The 18,864-nt window shown below is 41.7% G+C and carries 14 protein-coding genes; 12 read left to right on the forward strand and 2 right to left on the reverse strand.

Annotated features, from left to right (window positions below):
* Nucleotides 1–21 precede the first annotated feature (21 nt).
* Complete coding sequence (locus QR42_RS03615; protein ID WP_039177079.1) at nt 22–459, forward strand: hypothetical protein; 438 nt, start codon at nt 22–24, stop codon at nt 457–459.
* Nucleotides 460–733: 274 nt separating this feature from the next.
* Nucleotides 734–3,157, forward strand: coding sequence for an ABC transporter permease family protein (locus QR42_RS03620; RefSeq protein WP_039177080.1), 2,424 nt, complete (start codon nt 734–736; stop codon nt 3,155–3,157).
* A 53-nt stretch (nt 3,158–3,210) separates the two neighbouring features.
* Here the strand turns inward: QR42_RS03620 and QR42_RS03625 are convergent, their stop codons facing one another.
* Together QR42_RS03625 and QR42_RS03630 are read right to left on the reverse strand one after the other, a co-directional pair.
* Complete coding sequence (locus QR42_RS03625; RefSeq protein WP_039177081.1) at nt 3,211–4,215, reverse strand: NADP-dependent oxidoreductase; 1,005 nt, start codon at nt 4,213–4,215, stop codon at nt 3,211–3,213.
* A gap of 121 nt (nt 4,216–4,336) precedes the next feature.
* Nucleotides 4,337–4,714, reverse strand: a complete 378-nt coding sequence (locus QR42_RS03630; RefSeq protein WP_039177083.1) for a YfmB family protein — start codon at nt 4,712–4,714, stop codon at nt 4,337–4,339.
* 221 nt (nt 4,715–4,935) lie between these two features.
* Between QR42_RS03630 and QR42_RS03635 the strand changes: the two genes are divergently transcribed.
* From QR42_RS03635 to QR42_RS03685, 10 genes are all read left to right on the forward strand, one after another.
* Nucleotides 4,936–5,283 (forward strand): YflT domain-containing protein, encoded by a 348-nt coding sequence (locus tag QR42_RS03635; RefSeq protein WP_039177084.1) that lies wholly within the window; start codon nt 4,936–4,938, stop codon nt 5,281–5,283.
* A 959-nt stretch (nt 5,284–6,242) separates the two neighbouring features.
* Nucleotides 6,243–6,899, forward strand: coding sequence for a class I SAM-dependent methyltransferase (locus QR42_RS03640; protein ID WP_024424594.1), 657 nt, complete (start codon nt 6,243–6,245; stop codon nt 6,897–6,899).
* A gap of 277 nt (nt 6,900–7,176) precedes the next feature.
* Nucleotides 7,177–7,902, forward strand: coding sequence for a GTP cyclohydrolase II (locus QR42_RS03645; protein ID WP_039177087.1), 726 nt, complete (start codon nt 7,177–7,179; stop codon nt 7,900–7,902).
* 32 nt (nt 7,903–7,934) lie between these two features.
* Nucleotides 7,935–8,738 carry a formylglycine-generating enzyme family protein gene (locus QR42_RS03650; protein WP_039177089.1) on the forward strand — a complete coding sequence of 268 codons (804 nt, stop codon included), beginning with the start codon at nt 7,935–7,937 and terminating at the stop codon, nt 8,736–8,738.
* 4 nt (nt 8,739–8,742) lie between these two features.
* Entirely contained in the window at nt 8,743–10,500 is a 1,758-nt protein-coding gene (locus QR42_RS03655; RefSeq protein ID WP_039177092.1) for a WD40 repeat domain-containing protein, read from the forward strand.
* A gap of 283 nt (nt 10,501–10,783) precedes the next feature.
* Nucleotides 10,784–11,866 carry a bifunctional diaminohydroxyphosphoribosylaminopyrimidine deaminase/5-amino-6-(5-phosphoribosylamino)uracil reductase RibD gene (gene ribD, locus QR42_RS03660; protein WP_039177094.1) on the forward strand — a complete coding sequence of 361 codons (1,083 nt, stop codon included), beginning with the start codon at nt 10,784–10,786 and terminating at the stop codon, nt 11,864–11,866.
* 110 nt (nt 11,867–11,976) lie between these two features.
* Nucleotides 11,977–15,342, forward strand: coding sequence for an exosporium glycoprotein BclB-related protein (locus QR42_RS18805; RefSeq protein WP_084096355.1), 3,366 nt, complete (start codon nt 11,977–11,979; stop codon nt 15,340–15,342).
* A gap of 141 nt (nt 15,343–15,483) precedes the next feature.
* Nucleotides 15,484–17,079, forward strand: coding sequence for a sensor histidine kinase (locus QR42_RS03675; protein ID WP_039177096.1), 1,596 nt, complete (start codon nt 15,484–15,486; stop codon nt 17,077–17,079).
* 3 nt (nt 17,080–17,082) lie between these two features.
* A complete protein-coding gene (locus QR42_RS03680) occupies nt 17,083–17,778 on the forward strand; it encodes a response regulator (RefSeq protein ID WP_025092679.1) in 696 nt (231 codons plus the stop codon).
* A gap of 3 nt (nt 17,779–17,781) precedes the next feature.
* Nucleotides 17,782–18,759 (forward strand): tripartite tricarboxylate transporter substrate-binding protein, encoded by a 978-nt coding sequence (locus QR42_RS03685; protein WP_039177098.1) that lies wholly within the window; start codon nt 17,782–17,784, stop codon nt 18,757–18,759.
* Nucleotides 18,760–18,864: the final 105 nt, after the last annotated feature.

An 18,864-nucleotide genomic window follows, 5' to 3' on the forward strand; every position in this document is an offset into this window, starting at 1 on the left:
AAAATATAGGAGGTAAGGAAATTGAAAAAACATTTTAAAAAAATAACTGCACTTGTGGTAATTGGATTTGTTACTATTTTTAGTTTTGCTCATCTAGGAGAAGCAAGTAGCCAAAGGTTTGTTATAGGAGGAAAAAATGATATAGTAAGAGCTGAAGTAAAAGGACCAGTAAAATATAAGCTTAAAAATAAAGCTACAAAGATTTATTCAAATGCTAGAATATATAATAAAATCACAGGGAATTATAGTAATAGCGTACACCGTTATAGTGTGGCTGTTCAGAAAAAGAATTTTATTGGTTTTGGTAAGAAATACATTGCTGAAAACTTTAAAACCCCTAATAAAAGTACAAAATCAATTGGCAAGGTTCAAGAAGGAAATTATAGAGTTATTGTAACTAAACATACTCAAACAAAAGATGGAGTTGGCCTAAATGGGTCTGGAGAAATTAGACAGTAATTTCTAATGAAGTGAGTATATTAGGCATAGCAAAAGAAGCATGGGTTCGCCTCAATTTATTGATTGAGAAGATCTCTCGCTTCTTTTCATTTGTATGTATAATTTATTAGCTTAATAACAAGAAGCTCAATTTATAAACTAGTTATATATTCATAATTTAAATGTTAGAGATTACATTTAAATTATGAATATGATAAGGTATGAAGGATTGTTTTTATACTATAACTAATATAGTATTTCATTGACATGATGTTATTTATTCGAGGTGCATAGAATGATATTCAAGCTAGCTTTTAAAGCAGTTTTATCGAGAAAATGGTTTTCAGCGTCAGTAATCATCTTAATGACATTATCTATGTTTATAATAACCCTCGGTGAGGCAGAAGCAAATAAATTAATTGAAAAGTTGGAAAGGAATACAACTAATAAGTATGGAGCCTTTCATGCAGTGGTCAATGGTATTAAACAAAATGAAGAAGATTATATAAAAGCTCAAAAGAGTATTAAGCATTACGGTATTATAAAAAACATGGGCTATACAAATTCTTTTAACAATACTAATTTGCTTGCAACTTTCGGTACCATGGACTTTCAAGCTAAAGAAATGGGCCATATAATAATTGAAAAGGGAAGATATCCAGAAAGGAATAACGAAGTAACTATTGAATCATATCTACAAGAGGCGTTTACTGGAAATGCAATTGGAGAAAAAGTTAAAATAAAAATAAATAACACAGAAAAATACTATAAAATAGTAGGCGTTATAAAAAATTACTCCTCAAATTGGACAACTCCAAATAACTATAAAATAGGGAAAACAAGCTATCCTAATGTTATATTTAACAATGATTTAATGAATAAAACGCAGCTTAATACTAGTGCACTGATAGAGCTAAATGAATATCATGATTTTGATGAAGCAGTTAAGGTTATAAATGATCTTTTTGATAAGTCAGAAAATGTGTATCTGAATACTAAGTTTTTTGAGGAAGAATTTATTTATAAACAATCCATCCCTACTTTGCGACTTTCCTTTTTTATAATTTCATTATTTATAATTTTAATTAGTTTAATTTATACGAAGAGTGTTCATTTTAAGAAGCAAGAGAATGAAATTGAAGAAATATTTAAATCATTTGGGTTTAACAAAAAAAAGATTGTATTTTATTTTTTAAGCCAGTCCATTCTATTAACAATATTCAGTACTATTATATTCTTTTTGTCAAATATTTTTATTAATGGTTTTTTTCAAGTCGATTTTTTAGGTATCTTATCTTGGTTAATAATATTATTCTGTGTTGATATTATTTATATTATGAAACAATGGACTTCTTTCTTCAATAGGAAATATTGTGGTAAAGAAAGTGTCAATATGCCAAAGAAGTTTGTAGAAGATAATGCATTTTCCTTGAAGGGAAATTTAATAATTATTGTTATTGTGGCGATATTTATACCGGTTTATTATATTTCGAATCTAATAGTTGAAGAAAACACTCCTAAAAAACTTAAAAATGAACCGGACTTTAGTCTTTTTGCCAAACAAACAGTAGCATATGATTTAGTTAACAATTACGTTATTGAAAATCAAAAAGCAAACACGTTTAAATTTAGAGATGTTGAAAAGTTAGAGAAGGATGATACCATAAATTATATAGAAAAGGTTCCTTATTCAATTGGAACTTCTCTATCTGTAAATGAGAGTAATCTATCTCGATATTTAAAAAGTTGGGTTAGTAATATGAGTGAAAAAGATGATACATATCAAACACCTATTGACCTCGAAAATAAAATAAAAAAATTATCGATAAAAAAGAAGCTGACGCCAATACCTAATGTGAACTACTATGTTTTAAATAAACAAGAGTGGACTAGTTTAACAAGTAAATATAAGTTGAAAAATAAGTATCAAAGTGACTCCATTCTTATGTTCTTCCCTTCAATTAATGGAATGAAAGAGGACAAAATTAAAGATGGAGATAGTATAAAGTTAGAGAGAATAGATTTAGATGAAAAAAACGAAATTAAATATAAAGATTGGGATTTGAAAGTTGGAAAAGTTATTAATAAAAGTTATACTTTAAACTTTAATGGTATACATATAGAGAACAGTGGTTTGTCTATTGCTATCCCCGAAAGGCTAGTAAAAAAGGAAAAGATATTCGAAGGTTATTTAGAATTATATATTTATCTAAAAGAAAAAGTAAGTGCCAAAGCATATGAAAACACACAATTATCTATTAAGAAAATGTATGATAATAATCAGGAGAGTAACCACGAAATTAAACATGAACAAATTGAAAAACAACTTTCACTACTAAGTTTTATTAATAAACTGAGTAATATTCTAATTTTCAGTATTATTATTAATCTAGTTATCGTGTTAATAACTAAATTGAATTTCAAATTAAGAGAAAAACAACAATTCAATTCTGTGAATAAACCATCATCATTGAAGCCATCTAATTGGACATTATGGGGTTTATTTAAAGAATTAATTATATGTTTCATATATTCTTTTTTTATAGGTTTGCTCTTTATATATCTGATAGAAGTGAATTATAGTTCAGATTTGCTGCTTTCTATAAAAATATCCTTTTTGTTGGAAAGTTATGCTATTGTCAGTACAATTCTAGTTGGTTTAGTTTTTCTTTTATTTTTTCAAGATAAGAAATCTAAAAAAATTACCAATAATTATTAAATGTTTATTAGATAAATAAAAAAAGAGCCCGCCAAATGGCAGGGCCTTTTTTGTTATGAAATTTTGACAAGCTGTTTTCCGACATTTTCCCCTTTGAATAATCCAAGGAATGCATCAGGAATGTTATCAAAGCCTTCAATGATTGTTTCTTTATATGTGAGTTTGTCTTCTTTTACCCATTGTGCGAGATCCTTCGCTGCCTCTCCAAAACGATCTGAATAGTTGGCAACGATGAAGCCTTGCATCAATGCGCTTGTTTTGATGAGTTTTGTTTGCACACGCGGACCGATATCTTCGCTTGCGCTAATATTATAAGAAGAAATGGCACCGCATACTGGAATGCGTGCAAAACGGTTCAAATGATTCATCACCGCATCTGAAATTTCGCCGCCTACGTTGTCAAAGTACACATCAACGCCGTTAGGACAGGCTTTTGCAATCGCATCATCTAAATCATTCGTTGTTTTATAATTAATCGTTTCATCAAAGCCTAATTCTTTTAAATAAGCGAGTTTATCATCAGATCCGGCAATTCCCACGACGTGTGCGCCTTTGATCTTAGCGATTTGTCCCACAACGGAACCAACGGCACCTGCGGCTCCAGAAATGGCAACCGTCTCGCCTTCTTTTGGCTGGCCAATCGCAAGCAGGCCAAAGTAAGCGGTTTGCCCTGGCATCCCCAAAATGCCTAAATAATAGGACAATGGCGCAATGGACGGATCAATTTTAGTCAGAGATTCAGCTTTGGCAGTGGAATATTCTTGCCATCCAAGGAAACCAAGGACAAAATCACCCTTTTCAAATTGAGGCGATTTCGACTCAACGACTTCTCCGACGACACCGCCCTGAATCACTTCATTTAGCTTGAACGGAGGTGTATAGGATTTTGTATCCTGCATTCGTCCTCTCATATAAGGATCTACAGAAACATATTTCGTTTGAATCAAGACCTCTCCATCTTGCGGCACAGGTATATCTACTGTTTCAAAATGAAAAACATCTTTTGTAGGTAATCCTTTTGGACGTTTAGCTAATTGAATTTGCTTTTGTTGACTCATGTCAAATCCTCCCTTTCACTTACAGCCTAGATTTACATTAACATGATGCTTCTTTTCGTTCAAAACATACGGTCTTTTCAAAACACACACAAAAAAGCAGCCGCCATCTCATTGGAGGGGACTACTTTTTCTGAAAAGATACAGAGAGGAGCGGCGGGAGACAGCCAAACAGCTGATACACATCCGCATCACGTTCTTTTAACAAATATTCGTTTGCATTTTGCATGGAGGCTTTCATCATATCGCGCGTCACAAAAGGAAAAAGGATATTCAAATATGAGGACAACAGGTCTTGTGGATCTTGTTCAATTGACTCGATATCTCCAATGTTAATAATGATGGAAAAGAGATAATCAATGGAGATGCGAAAGTGCTGTTCGGCAAACAATGTAAGCGGCTTTGTATTTGCTTCTTCAGGATTCCACTTTTGAAAAAGCTGTTTCACCAAATCACTGACAACCCAAGCATTAAACTGCTGCTCCGCTGAAAAGTAATACATCAGCTCTCCCTCATTTCTAGCCTCCAGTATAAGAATTGTACAACAAATCCACAGGAATGAACACGATATTTCAGAAAATTTAGTCATTTTAACAGGCTTTTTGTCAAAAATAAGTCGATAGGCATGGTATGTTCATTAAGCAAATTGGATGTGCTCTTGTAAGGTTTAATGTCAAAAGTGACGGGTAAAAGATTCGTAAGACGTTAAAGGAGGAATATAAAATGAAACCTGTTGTAAGAGAGTATTCAAATGATGAAACACTTCAAAGAGATGTAGAGCAATTAAAATCAATCGGTGTTGCAAGAGAGGACATTTATGTTCTATCCCATGACGATGATCGAACAGAGCGTATTGCAAATAATGCAGATGCCAATACGATAGGCTCAAGAGAAGTTGGGCTTAAACATGCGGTCGGGAACATCTTTAGTAAAAAGGGAGATGAGCTCCGCAATAAAATTCATGAAATTGGTTTCACCAAAGAAGAAGCTGAGACATTTGAAGAACATTTAGATGAAGGGAAAGTGCTTCTCTTTGTCACAGATCATGAAAAAGTGAAAAACTGGGCGTAAAAGCCAACTGAAAAAGCCTCTTACTTTTGTAAGGGGCTTTTTTTCATGCCTCCATGTCTGAAGGAGAGACATATATCTTTTTTACGATAAAAAACAAATACAGAAGTATGGAATAAATAGTAAACTCTCTAATTGAAAATGCCGCTATACCAAAGAAAAACATGGGGAATCAGAAAAAATAGTCGAAATATCACAAAAAAACATTCGGGAAATAATTATTGTATCTTTCTATTTTGATTTAAAATTAAATAAAAAACTTGTGTAATTTAGTAGATAAATTTCTTAGTTCTATTGGTTTAAATTGTATTTTTGTGTAGAAATGATTGTTTTAAGGTCAAAAAACCACGAAAAATACCTGTATTTTCAATTAGAAAATTCATTTTAATGTTTAGGAAATAATTTGTTGACAAAATAAACTAAAAACAATATATTTGGCTTATTCCAGTCATTATGGAATTAGTTGTTAAATTTTTGGCGGGTTTATTCGGAGCATAACTTAGTGAAAGGGGGTGGCAGAAACCAAGGCCTAAGCGCCTTTAAGTTACAAAAGTGTCTACTAAAACAAAAAAAGAATCATTTACTTGAAAAAAAATGATAGTCATTCTAAACAGTAGATTGGTTTTTCTACTATGAACACTTTGCAAGAGATAGTCAAAAGGCGTTAAGTCCTTATACAAAAGAGAAAGCGGTTTCAATAAAGGATGTGAGTTGATCGAACGGTGAAGGAGGTGAACTCATATGAAAAAAAGAGAGAACAAGCTGAGGCGAGGCGGCCTTCAAACGGCTGCATATGAGGAGGAGGAATGCTGAAAAAGAAGAGTGAACATGTGGGATGCTGCTCTCCTTTTTCAGACAAACAGATTTTCCTAAAAAATCCATCTCTCATTCTAACATAAGGTTTTTGGCTTGAAAACTACCTTTGCCCGAAAAGACGATTGTGAATTGAAGGAGGTTTCATGATGAAAAAGGCTTTGTACCATGAAGACAGTGGATTGTATTTAGAAAAGATGCGCATGGCATTCCAAGAGCATTATGAGCAAAGAACAGATATGTGGTCCACTGATCCATCCTTAACAGACGCAGCAGTGATGTCATTAAAGGCATGGCGTTCAAGGGAAAAGAATGCACTTGCTTCTGTACTGGATATCGGATGTGGCAACGGCCGTGCACTTGAACATTTAAGCGGGCTTTCCGCATATGTCGGTATCGATCTGTATGAGCATGAGGAGTGGGAAGGGTTACAGAAAAGAGAAACAGTTCCTGTCCACTTTGTTCATCAAGATTTTATGTCATGGTCCATGGATCAGGGACGCGGGATGCAGTTTGATTTAATTTTAGATCATGGCTGCTTTCATCATCAACATCCTGATGACCATGAACGTTATTTAAAACAGGTCTCTTCTTTACTTCATGAAGGCGGTGTCTTTTCACTTGTTGTCTGGGGAGAACAGTGGAAAACAGGATTAATCGGAGAAGATGGTCGTTTTCATTTTTCATTTTCAGATTCTCAGCTTGGCGAAAAAATTTGTACATCAGGTCTGGAGCTTGTATCCATATCACCGTTACAAGCGAAGGCCGGAATAAGCCAGCATCATGTCATTGCCGTCAAAATCTAGTACAAAGGTGAGTGATTCAAAGCTAGCAGAGGTGTTCAAGTTAAGAACGAGCGTCTGCCAATCAAGGGTGTTTGCTGCTCTGACAGAAAAGCATATGAACCAAGATTTCTGCTCCTTTGTACTGGAAATGGACAAGGTCTAAAGCGATGAGAGACACTGCACATTCATTTCCTTCTGCGGGAGCACACAGGCAGAGGGAGTGCATACACATATTCATCACTCCATCACTGCGCTATGGGAGTCGATTTGGGTGCAGTGATGAATAGGGGGGAGACAAATGAACAAGTTTGTAGATGAATTACAATCAATGATTCATCATTTTACCTTTCAAGAAAAACACTATTTGCTCGTGGGGCCTGTGAATTTGCCAATTTCCATTCAACATGAAGAAGTGCCATTTAAGTGGTATGCCTTCGCACGTGTTGAACGGGATACAAAACCAACGATCGAATCGATTGTCCAAATGAGTACCGCGCAGCAAACCTTTTCCTCTTGTCTCTTATTTGGCGACTTTGAAAATGAACGGCCGCCGCTTGTGCGAATCCATAGTGTCTGCCAAACAGGTGATGTGTTTGGGTCACTGAAATGTGACTGTGGTCCACAGCTTGCATTATCACTGAAGAAAATCACCGATTACGGAAAAGGCATGCTGGTGTATATGGCCAATCAAGAAGGGCGGTCTATTGGGCTGATGGCAAAAGCATTGACGTATAAATTACAGGAAATGCAGCTGGATACTTTTGAAGCCAACCGTCTGATCGGCTGCGGGGATGATGATCGGCATTACGAGGAAGCAGCAGCAGTTCTGCACTATTTAAACAAAGGGAAACCATTGCATTTACTAACGAACAATCCAGATAAAGTCGATTCTATTGCAGCTTACGGTCTTCCTGTTTTGCGGTTTGATCATACGGTCGAAGCCTCTCTCTACAATGAAGCCTATTTAAAGGCAAAAGCAGCCTCAGGGCATATGGTCGATGAGAAGAAATTAATTAATCAATAGACGAGTTTATTGAAAGAAGGCGGGAGAAAAGCGTGAAACCTGATATCAATTGGATTCAAATTCCAAGCGGCTATGCAACGATTGGAAGTAATGAAGAAGATATGAAAAAGGCATCAGAATACTGGAAGGACAAGCTGCTCAATCCAACCTACGGCCGTGAGAAAAAATTTCAAAAATGGCTGTACAAAGAATTTCCATCCTATCAGCCATATATCAACGAATTTTTTATCTCAGATACGGTCGTCAGCAATGAACTGTATCAAAGCTATTGTGATGAAACAGGACAGACATACCCAGAGAGCTTAACGAACGAAGAGCTTGGCGGAGGAAAAGATCATCCAGCTTGGGGCATGGACATTGAGGAAGCCTTCTCGTTCTGTCAGTGGCTGAGCGGGAAACTGGGGATGGATGTGTCGATTCCTACGGAAGAAGAATGGGAGTATGCTGCCCGGGGAAACACGAGAAATCAATACCCGTGGGGAGATGAGTTTGATCCTTCTTACTGCAATACGCACGAATCAAATATTGAAAAAACGACGCCTGTCCGTCATTACGAAAAGGGCAGATCCTTATTTGGTCTTTATGATATGGGGGGCAACGTCGAGGAATGGGTCAACACCAAATATCACGTATATGAAGGCGGCATCGAGGTCGTCGATGATTTAACGGAAACACTCGGAAGTGACTACTACATTTTAAAAGGCGGCTCCTTCGCAAGAGGTGGAGATTTATGCAGAGTCGCAAGAAGACACGGGAAGCACCCAGATCCCGTTTTTCGATTTACTGGTTTTCGTTTAGTGACTCGTCAAAAACAACATATAAAGGTGGGAGTGTAAAACTATGCATAGAGGACCAATTACATCTGTTTTATCAACTCAGCACGACCAAATCGTTTACACTGGCGGCTATGACCGCTGTATTTATCAGTGGAACCGGGCGACGGGAGAAGGAACGTTCATTGGCAGTCACGAGCATATCATTAACTCAATATCTCTTTCTGAAAACGGAAAGTATTTAGCGAGTGCATCGTCAGACTATACCATTCAATTATATGATACAGGCACAAATACACGAATCCGCACGTTGTTTGGTCATGCGGATGATGTAGAAGCCGTCGCTTTTGCGAAGCAGGATACTTTGCTTGTATCCGTATCCAGAGATAGAAGATGCTTAGTGTGGGATATCGAAACGGGTGCTATTTTAAGAGAATTCCATGGTCATAGCAAAGATGTATTAGCTGTATGGATACATGGTGATAAAGCTTACACAACAGGTGATGATGGATACGTCCTTGTATGGCTGTATGAGACCGGAGAAATTGTAGGGGAAATCGGCCCGTTTGATTATGAGCTGGATACGATCAGCGGCAGCAATCAAAAAGAAGTATTCGCACTTGGCAGAGATGATGGCACCGTTATTATTTACGATGCGGCGACTTTACAGGAGAAGAAAATCATCAAAGCCCATTTACAGGGCGTCAAGCGCGTGAATTTTTCTCCAAGCGGCAATTACTTGCTCACAGCAGGCTATGACCATTTAATTAAGCTGTGGAATTATGAAACAGGTGATTTAGTCGATACGCTGCTGCCTCATAAATATCAGTGGGAGCGCTCGCTTGTCTGGACAGAGGATGAGAAGTCAATACTAGGAGCCAGCTTTGGAAAAACATATTGTGAATGGTCGATTGAAAAGGGCAAAGTCATATCAGATGAGATCGAAATGGCGACACCATCTATCAATGACATTGCGCTGACTGATGCAGGTGATATTATTACCGCATCAGATGATGGAAAATTCAGAAAAAATGGAATAGAAATTGCTAAATCAACGGGCGTTTTAACGAATGGAGTAGCTGTTGCACGGGATGGAAGCTATTATGCGTGGGGAGACCATGCAAGTCAGGTGCATATTGTTCACGAGTCATTACAGCAAATGGTTTCGTTTGATCTCAACACAGGTCCGGTCAACAGCGTGTATTTCCACGAGGAGGATCGTCAATTTTATATTGGAACTTACGGCGGTTATGTCCATGTCATTTCAACAGAACACTTAAAGGAAATCGGCCGTTCCAAAGCACACGATTGTGCGGTCAAAGCATTAAAGGTAGAAGGAGATCATATCATCACAGCAGCGGTTGAAGGAACCATCTGTCTTTTAGATAAAAAGAGTTTATCCTTAAAAGCGGAATACATCGGTGCGACAGAGCTGTTAAATGATGTCTTTATTGATAGTAAACGAGACCGTATCGCCATTGTCAGCCGTGACAAGAATGTGAGATTGTTTGATTTGCATACAGGAAGAATTTTAGACCAGCATAACGAACACCAGTATTCGATTAAATCGGTCACAGTCACAGACTCAGGGTATATTGTAAGCGGTGATTATTGGGGCTATATCGTTGTGTGGAATCCAGAGCTGGGTGTCAATACCGGCCCAATTAGAATTGCCCAAAATGGGATTAGTGCCATCAGACAATTAGGCAATGATGTATATGCAAGCTCATATGACGGCGGGATTTATCACGTTCGAGAAGATGGGACGCATACCGAAGTACTACGCTTATTCGAACAATTTCCGAAAGAAGTAATCTCTCATTAAGAAAAAGAATGTAAGCGGGGGATTCTCATGATAAGTGTTTGCAAGGAACATATGAAAAAAGGTCTGTCTGTACTCAATTGTCCGCATGTGCTCCTCATTAATAAATATGAATGTCGCAAATGCTGTTTTTGTAAACAACGAGCATCTTATAAACTTTTTTATTCCTTGCCTTACTATGATCGATCTGAAAAGAAACGGATGGAAAAAATATAGCACATGAGAATAGAACTCCTTCATTCCCTGAAGGAGTTCTTTCCCTTGAAAGAGAGGAAAGGAGACTTACATGAAAGACGATGTTTTTTATATGAAGCTAGCGATTGCCAACGCAAAGGCCATGAAAGGACAAACCTCACCAAATCCGCTTGTCGGGGCAGTGGTAGTCAAAAAAGGTGAGATCGTTGGAATTGGTGCTCACATGAAGGCGGGCGAACCGCATGCTGAAATTCATGCGCTGCAAATGGCAGGAGATAAGGCGAAGGGAGCTCATATGTATGTGACGCTCGAACCTTGTTCGCATCATGGAAAAACAGGGCCTTGCTCAGAAGCCATAATAAAGAGCGGGGTGAAACGTGTGGTCATTGCCACTGGGGACCCAAATCCGCTTGTAGCAGGTAAAGGGGTCACGATGTTGAAACAAGCAGGGATAGAAGTAGGAGAAGGGATATGTAAACGGGAAGCGGACAGCTTAAATCTTCCTTTTTTTCATTCCATACAATCAGATCTTCCATATGTCATATTAAAAACAGCCATTTCGTTAGACGGGAAAATTGCTACAGCTCACCAAGAAAGCAAATGGATTACGGGAACAGAAGCGAGGAATGAAGTGCAGCAATTACGTCAAGAAGCAGATGCTGTGATAACAGGCGTCGAAACCATTATTCAAGATGATGCAGGTCTTATTGTAAAAGATTCATTCGTGACACAACCCATTCGTGTCATTTTAGATTCCACCTTAAGGATTCCGCTTCATGCGAAATGTTTAAACGATCATATGGCAGAAACCATTATTTGTACCTCAAACAAGTACGATCAAAAAAAATACCATCAACTGGTGCAAAAAGGACATCAGGTCTTTATCACAAGCGGAGAAAATCGGACAGACATCCATGATGTGTTACGCATGCTGAAGAAGCGTTCTGTCATGTCGGTACTTGTGGAGGCGGGAGGAAGTGTGAGTGCATCCTTTTTAGAAGCATCACTTGTGAACGAAGTCATTATTTATATGGCACCATTATTAATTGGAGGGAAAGATGCACCTACTTTCTTTGAAGGAGAAGGTACGAAAACATTAAAAGAAGCCATCCGTCCAAAAGATATGGATTATAGTATGGTAGGAAAAGATTTAAAAATGACGATGAGACTTTAATGAAAGAAAGACCTTGTATATGAAGTGCAAGGTCTTTTGATTAATAAAAAAATAAAAGTGTACATACACCTTTCTAAATCATGATGAATACGATGGATGGGGGTGATTCTATGAGAAGATGTAGACAATGCGGAAAGACATATCCAACTCATTCGACAGACCACTACCAAAAAGGAAGCTGGTATGATGCGTATAAGGATGATGGCTGGGAATGTGATAGTTGTAAGAAAGGAAGATCAGGGAAGCCAGGAAAACCAGTGAAAAATCCTTGCTGCGGAAAAGATCCTTGTGTTTGTGTGATTCAAGGTCCGCCAGGCGGGAGAGGAAGAAGAGGCCCAGCAGGTCCGGCGGGTGCAGCAGGTCCAGCAGGTCCAGCGGGCCCAGCAGGTCCAGCAGGTCCAATCGGTCCAACAGGTGTAGGTTTAACAGGCATTCTGGCATTTGATCCAGCAGTAGCACCAGCCTACCCAGTAGGGCAAGTGGTGACATACGATGGCAGTACGTATGTGGTCAATTCAGCACCGCCATTAGGGACGCCTGATACATCACCGGACTATACGCTTTTAGCTGCTGCAGGAGCAACAGGTACAGGACCAACAGGTGTTACGGGAGATCCCGGTCCGACTGGGGCAACCGGCGCTACCGGTGTAGGTCTAACTGGAGTTGTTCCGTTTGATGCGGCAGCGGCACCAGGGTATCCAGTAGGTCAAGTGGTGACATATGAAGGCGAGACGTATCTTGTAAACACAGCATCGCCAACAGGTACACCCGATACTTCCCCAGATTATACGCTTTTAGCTGCTGCAGGAGCGACAGGAGTTACGGGCGCCACCGGCACAGGAGCAACCGGTGCAACAGGTGAAACGGGAGCGACCGGCGTCACAGGAGCAACGGGGGAAATTGGTCCAACCGGCGCCACTGGAACAGGAGCAACCGGAGCCACAGGTGAAACGGGAGCGACTGGCGTCACAGGAGCAACGGGGGAAATTGGTCCAACCGGCGCCACCGGCACAGGAGCAACCGGAGCCACAGGTGAAACGGGAGCGACTGGCGTCACAGGAGCAACGGGGGAAATTGGTCCAACCGGCGCCACTGGTACAGGAGCAACCGGTGCAACAGGTGAAACAGGAGCAACCGGCGTCACAGGACCAACAGGTTTAACTGGGGTAACTGGTGAAACAGGGGCAACAGGAGTGACCGGAGCGACTGGAGTCGGTTTATCCGGAGTTGCAGCGTTTGATCCAGCAGTAGCGCCAACTTATCCAGTAGGTCAAGTGGTGACATATGAAGGAGGAACCTACCTTGTTAACACGGCGCCACCAACAGGCACACCAGATACGTCACCAGATTATACGTTATTGGCCGCTGCAGGAGCGACTGGCGTTACAGGAGCAACCGGTACAGGAGTCACGGGTTCCACCGGCGCAACAGGAGTGACAGGACCAACGGGAGAGGTTGGTCCAACCGGAGTCACTGGCGTCACAGGAGCAACAGGAGAAATTGGTCCAACCGGAGCCACAGGTGAAACGGGAGCGACGGGGGAAATTGGTCCAACGGGAGCTACTGGTACGGGAGCCACCGGTGAAACAGGTGCAACAGGGGTCACAGGAGCGACAGGAGAAACTGGTGCCACCGGCGTCACAGGACCAACAGGTGCAACAGGGGTAACTGGTGAAACCGGGGCAACAGGAGTGACTGGAGCGACTGGAGTCGGTTTATCCGGAGTCGCAGCGTTTGATCCAGCAGTAGCGCCAACCTATCCAGTAGGTCAAGTGGTGACATATGAAGGCGGAACATATCTGGTCAATACAGCACCGCCAACAGGCACACCGGATACTTCTCCAGACTATACGTTATTAGCAGCCGCAGGTGTTACCGGAGCCACCGGCGTCACAGGAGCAACTGGGGTAACCGGTGATACTGGAGTCACAGGAGTAACCGGAGCGACAGGAGCAACTGGTGTAACGGGTGATACAGGAGCAACGGGAGTCACGGGTACAGGAGTGACCGGAGCCACAGGAGATACAGGAGCGACCGGCGTCACAGGTGTTACTGGAGCAACGGGAGCAACGGGAGCAACTGGAGCCACCGGAGTAACGGGTGTAGGATTAACTGGCATCCTGGCGTTTGACCCAGCTACAGCCCCAACCTATCCAGTAGGTCAAGTGGTGACATATGAAGGTGGAACCTATGTTGTGAATACAACACCACCAACAGGTACACCAGATACGTCCCCAGACTATACGTTATTGGCCGCCGCAGGTATTACCGGAGCAACAGGAGTAACCGGGGCAACTGGGGTAACAGGTGATACAGGAGCAACGGGAGCAACAGGAGTAACCGGAGCAACTGGGGTAACGGGTGATACAGGAGCAACGGGAGTCACGGGTACAGGAGCGACCGGAGCCACCGGCGTCACAGGAGTAACAGGAGCGACCGGAGCCACTGGCGCCACGGGTTTAACAGGTGCAACTGGGGTAACCGGAGCAACAGGAGCAACGGGAGCAACGGGAGTAACCGGAGCCACTGGTGTTACGGGTGATACAGGAGCAACGGGAGTCACGGGTACAGGAGCGACCGGAGCCACCGGCGTCACAGGAGTAACAGGAGCGACCGGAGCCACTGGCGCCACGGGTTTAACAGGTGCAACTGGGGTAACCGGAGCAACAGGAGCAACGGGAGTAACCGGAGCCACTGGTGTTACGGGTGATACAGGAGCAACGGGAGTCACGGGTACAGGAGCGACCGGAGCCACCGGCGTCACAGGAGTAACAGGAGCAACCGGAGCCACTGGCGCCACGGGTTTAACAGGTGCAACTGGGGTAACCGGAGCAACAGGAGCAACGGGAGTAACCGGAGCCACTGGTGCCACAGGTTTAACAGGTGCAACAGGAGTAACCGGAGCCACCGGCGTCACAGGTACCGGAGCGACCGGAGCAACAGGTCCAACAGGTGTGACAGGATCGAGTGCGATCATTCCATTTGCTTCAGGTACACCTGCTGTCCTGACAACAATTGCAGGCGGACTTGTTGGAACATCCAGTTTGATCGGATTTGGTAACTCAGCGACAGGTGTCAGTATTGTAGGCGGAGTTATTGATTTAACAGGCGCTGCGGGTACATTAATCAACATGGCGTTCTCAGTTCCAAGAGCTGGAACAATCACGTCATTTGCCGGCTATTTCAGCACAACAGCAGCTCTTTCTTTAGTTGGCACGAGTGTTACCGTAACGGCTAGTCTATTCGCTTCACCGACACCAAATAACAGCTTTACACAAGTAGCGAGTGTCACATTAGCCCCAGCTTTAACTGGAGTTTTAACACTGGGTGCTATTTCAAACGGTATTGCGACTGGTCTAAATGTACCAGTCACACCGGAAACACGATTGCTTGTTGTATTCTCTGCATCAGCTACAGGTCTATCCTTAGTGAATACCGTAGCAGGCTATGCGAGTGCTGGTTTATCGATCACGTAATAGGCATACAGGGATGACTCGATTCTGAGTCGTCCTTTTTTGTTTGAAAGAATTTTCTCTTAACTTAGTAAGAAAAAATGATATCATTTTCTTAGAGTCTATTCGGGTGAATCTACTGAATTAGGGGTTGTAGCGGTGAGGATGGGCAAAAGGAAAGTTACTTTACAAACGAAAATTTTGGGGTTAATTATCGGGCTTTTGCTTGTTGTCATTGCATTATTAACCATTTGTTTTGGTTTTCTGCAGACATCGGAAAGGCAGGGACAAGCTGAACAGCTGGCGGTGCAGACCGCTAGAACGATATCATATATGCCGCCCATTAAAGCATCGGTGGCGGTGTCAGCTTCCCAAAATGAAGAACAGGCAGTGCTTGAGCAAATGAAGGAGCAAGTAAGAGCACATGCCATCTTCATTACCAACCGAAAAGGAAAGGTTCTTGTTCATACGAATCATGAGGACGTAGGAAAAACCATCAGTGTATCGGAAGGAAGAAGTACCCTCTTATTTGGAGGAACTTCTATATCCACTGATGATTCTAATGGTGAAACCGTTGTCAGAGGCAGTGCACCCATTATGAAAGAAACAGAAGGGCATGAAGAAATTATTGGGACAGTCACCGTCGAATTTTTAAAAAAGGAAATCGATCAAGCAACAGCTCATCAGCTATTGAAGCTTAGCTATATTGCCCTTTTAGTGCTCTTGCCTGGCATATTCGGTGCGATTTTTTTAACGAAGAGTATTCGAAAAGATACATTAGGGCTTGAGCCGCATGAAATTGCTTCGCTGTATCGAGAAAGAGAAGCGATGCTGCTCGCTATAAAAGAAGGGATCATTGCGTTTGACCAGAAAGGCGCGATTACGATGATGAATACATCAGCTGAACATATGCTGCGCGTCTCATCAGAACTGCCCCTTCATATTGATCAAGTCTTGCCAAATGCCAAACTTCTTTTCTATTTAAAGGCAGAGACGATTGAACCTAACATCGAAACCGTCGTCAATGATAAAACCTATGTTTTAAATGTGAAAAAGGTAATGCAGGACAATCGAGTATTCGGAGGGATTGTGAGCTTCAGGGAGAAAACAGAACTGACGAAGCTGCTGGATACATTAACAGAGGTCAGCCAATATTCAGAAGACCTAAGGGCACAAACGCATGAATTCTCAAATAAGCTGTATGCCATCTTAGGCCTGCTTGAGCTGAATCAAGTCGATGAAGCCATCGACTTAATTAAAGAAGAATATCATCTGCAAAACCGACAGCACGATTTACTCATGAAGCAGATTCGGTCTCCTAAAATACAAGCGATCTTACTTGGCAAGTTAGGGAAAGCATCTGAGAAGAAAGTCCAATTTCACATTGATGAAAATAGCTCACTTGAGCCGCTCCCAGCACATTTAAGTCTATCTCACTTTATCACCATCATTGGCAATCTCGTAGACAATGCTTTTGAAGCTGTAATAAATAAGGAGAAGCGCGAGGTAGATCTATTCATCACAGATATTGGGTTTGATATTATCATAGAAGTGTCAGATTCAGGTGATGGAGTGAATGAAGAGGAACTGTCACAGATTTTCACAAGAGGCCATTCGTCAAAGGGAGAAGGACGAGGCTACGGGCTTGCGAATGTGAAAGAAGTATTGGACGAGCTTGGGGGCTGGATTGAAGTTGCGAACCAAAAAGAAGGCGGTGCCATCTTCACTGTATACATACCGAAAGGCACAAAGGGGGAATAGATGGTGATTAAGGTACTCATTGCGGAGGATGATTTTCGAATCGCTGCCATTCATGAATCTTATATACAAAAGATAGAAGGATTTAAGGTCGCCGGAAAGGCAAAGAGTGCAAAGGATATGTGGGAGGCGCTCCAAAGGGAGCAAGTTGATCTCATCTTACTTGATGTCTATATGCCTGATGAGCTCGGCACAAACTTGCTGCCGCTTTTAAGAGAACGCTGTCCTGAAGTAGATGTGATCATTATCACGGCTGCAACGGAAACGACGCTTTTAAGAGATGCACTTCATTACGGAGTGGTTCATTATTTAATCAAACCGGTAACTGCACAAAAGTTTGCACAAGTTTTAACCGAATATAAAGAAAAGAAAGACATCATCAATTCAAAGGATGAAGTCAATCAAACGATGATCGATCTGTTTTTTGGGCAAATGCAGGAAGAGCCAAAACAAAGGGATGACAGAGATCTCCCCACAGGCATTAATTCACTGACCTTGGATAAAGTGAAAACATTGATGGCATCTGAAAATAGCGGAATTACAGCAGAAGAACTCGGGGAAAAGATGGGCGCATCACGTACAACTGCGAGACGGTACGTAGAGTACCTTGTGACAACAGGGGAATGCCGGGCAGAGCTTGCATACGGAATCATTGGCAGACCAGAACGTAAATATTATCCTGCCAAACAAGCGGAGTCATAAAAGATGAAAAAAGCAATATTTTTTGTTATCGTGCTCTGCCTTTGTATCACGCTCACTTTTAATGAAAAAAAGGCCGGAGATTCTTTCCTTCAGCAAAGCTCCTTATATATTGTGGTGTCGGGTGTACCAGAGGGGGGATTTGACCAAACGGCTCAGGTGATGAAATCAGTGCTTGAACAAGAGAAGCTGGTGAACCGGCCTGTGAACATTCTTTATCAAAGAGGCGGAACGGTGGATAAAGGATGGACCTACATGATGGAGCGAGAAGCCAACTATATCAGTTTAAATTCAAGCTTATTGTTAAGCCGTAACTTGCTTGGCAGCAGTAACGTGACGATGAATGATGTGACACCGCTGGCAATCCTTGCAGAAGAGTGGCAGGTCGTCGCAGTCCCAGTGGATTCTCCTTTTGCAAATGGGAAGGAGCTGTTACACGCACTCAAGAAAAAACCAGATTCCTTAAAAATTGGTTTTGCCCCTGACTTTGGAAATGATGATCAAATCTCATTCGCCCGGGCAGCAGAAATGGCAGGGATTGATCCATATCGCATTCAATTTCTGAAATTTGACAGTGCAGATGATTTATTTCAGGCGCTCATCGACCATGAGGTAGATGCAGCAACGACTACTATTACAGAGGTTCGTCATGATTATGAAAAAAAGAGGCTGAAGCTCGTAGCGACGACAACCAGCGAGCGCTTAGATGGATTTGAAGATGTGCCGACATGGAAAGAGCAGGGCATACCGCTCATCTTTTCCCATTGGCGCGGTGTGATGGGCCCAAAACAAATGAGTCAGCATGACATTCGTGAATGGGATCAGCTTCTTCAAAAAATGACGAAAACGAGGTTATGGAAAAAACGATTAAAGCAAAAGGGCTGGACAAGTCGTTATATGAACAGCAAAGAGGCAAAGATCTTTATGGAAGATCAATTAAGGCAATACGAGCAATTGATACAAGGAGAACAAGCGGTCGAGTGAGACCGCTTCCAGCGTGTAGACAAACCCTTGCATTCGCCCGCAGTCCTGCGTGCCGGTGCTCACCAATCTCACATTCGCTCCGCTCCAGTACTCGTCTTTCCTAGA

Source organism: Bacillus sp. WP8 (assembly GCF_000800825.1).
GTDB classification, from domain to species: Bacteria; Bacillota; Bacilli; order Bacillales; family Bacillaceae; genus Bacillus; species Bacillus safensis.

Excerpts from the sequence above, each read along its gene's own strand:
- QR42_RS03620 (WP_039177080.1), top strand. The coding sequence starts at position 734 with ATGATATTCAAGCTAGCTTTTAAAGCAGTTTTATCGAGAAAATGGTTT.
- QR42_RS03625 (WP_039177081.1), bottom strand. The coding sequence starts at position 4,215 with ATGAGTCAACAAAAGCAAATTCAATTAGCTAAACGTCCAAAAGGATTA.
- QR42_RS03630 (WP_039177083.1), bottom strand. The coding sequence starts at position 4,714 with ATGTATTACTTTTCAGCGGAGCAGCAGTTTAATGCTTGGGTTGTCAGT.
- QR42_RS03635 (WP_039177084.1), top strand. The coding sequence starts at position 4,936 with ATGAAACCTGTTGTAAGAGAGTATTCAAATGATGAAACACTTCAAAGA.
- QR42_RS03640 (WP_024424594.1), top strand. The coding sequence starts at position 6,243 with ATGAAAAAGGCTTTGTACCATGAAGACAGTGGATTGTATTTAGAAAAG.
- QR42_RS03645 (WP_039177087.1), top strand. The coding sequence starts at position 7,177 with ATGAACAAGTTTGTAGATGAATTACAATCAATGATTCATCATTTTACC.
- QR42_RS03655 (WP_039177092.1), top strand. The coding sequence starts at position 8,743 with ATGCATAGAGGACCAATTACATCTGTTTTATCAACTCAGCACGACCAA.
- ribD (WP_039177094.1), top strand. The coding sequence starts at position 10,784 with ATGAAAGACGATGTTTTTTATATGAAGCTAGCGATTGCCAACGCAAAG.
- QR42_RS18805 (WP_084096355.1), top strand. The coding sequence starts at position 11,977 with ATGAGAAGATGTAGACAATGCGGAAAGACATATCCAACTCATTCGACA.
- QR42_RS03675 (WP_039177096.1), top strand. The coding sequence starts at position 15,484 with ATGGGCAAAAGGAAAGTTACTTTACAAACGAAAATTTTGGGGTTAATT.
- QR42_RS03685 (WP_039177098.1), top strand. The coding sequence starts at position 17,782 with ATGAAAAAAGCAATATTTTTTGTTATCGTGCTCTGCCTTTGTATCACG.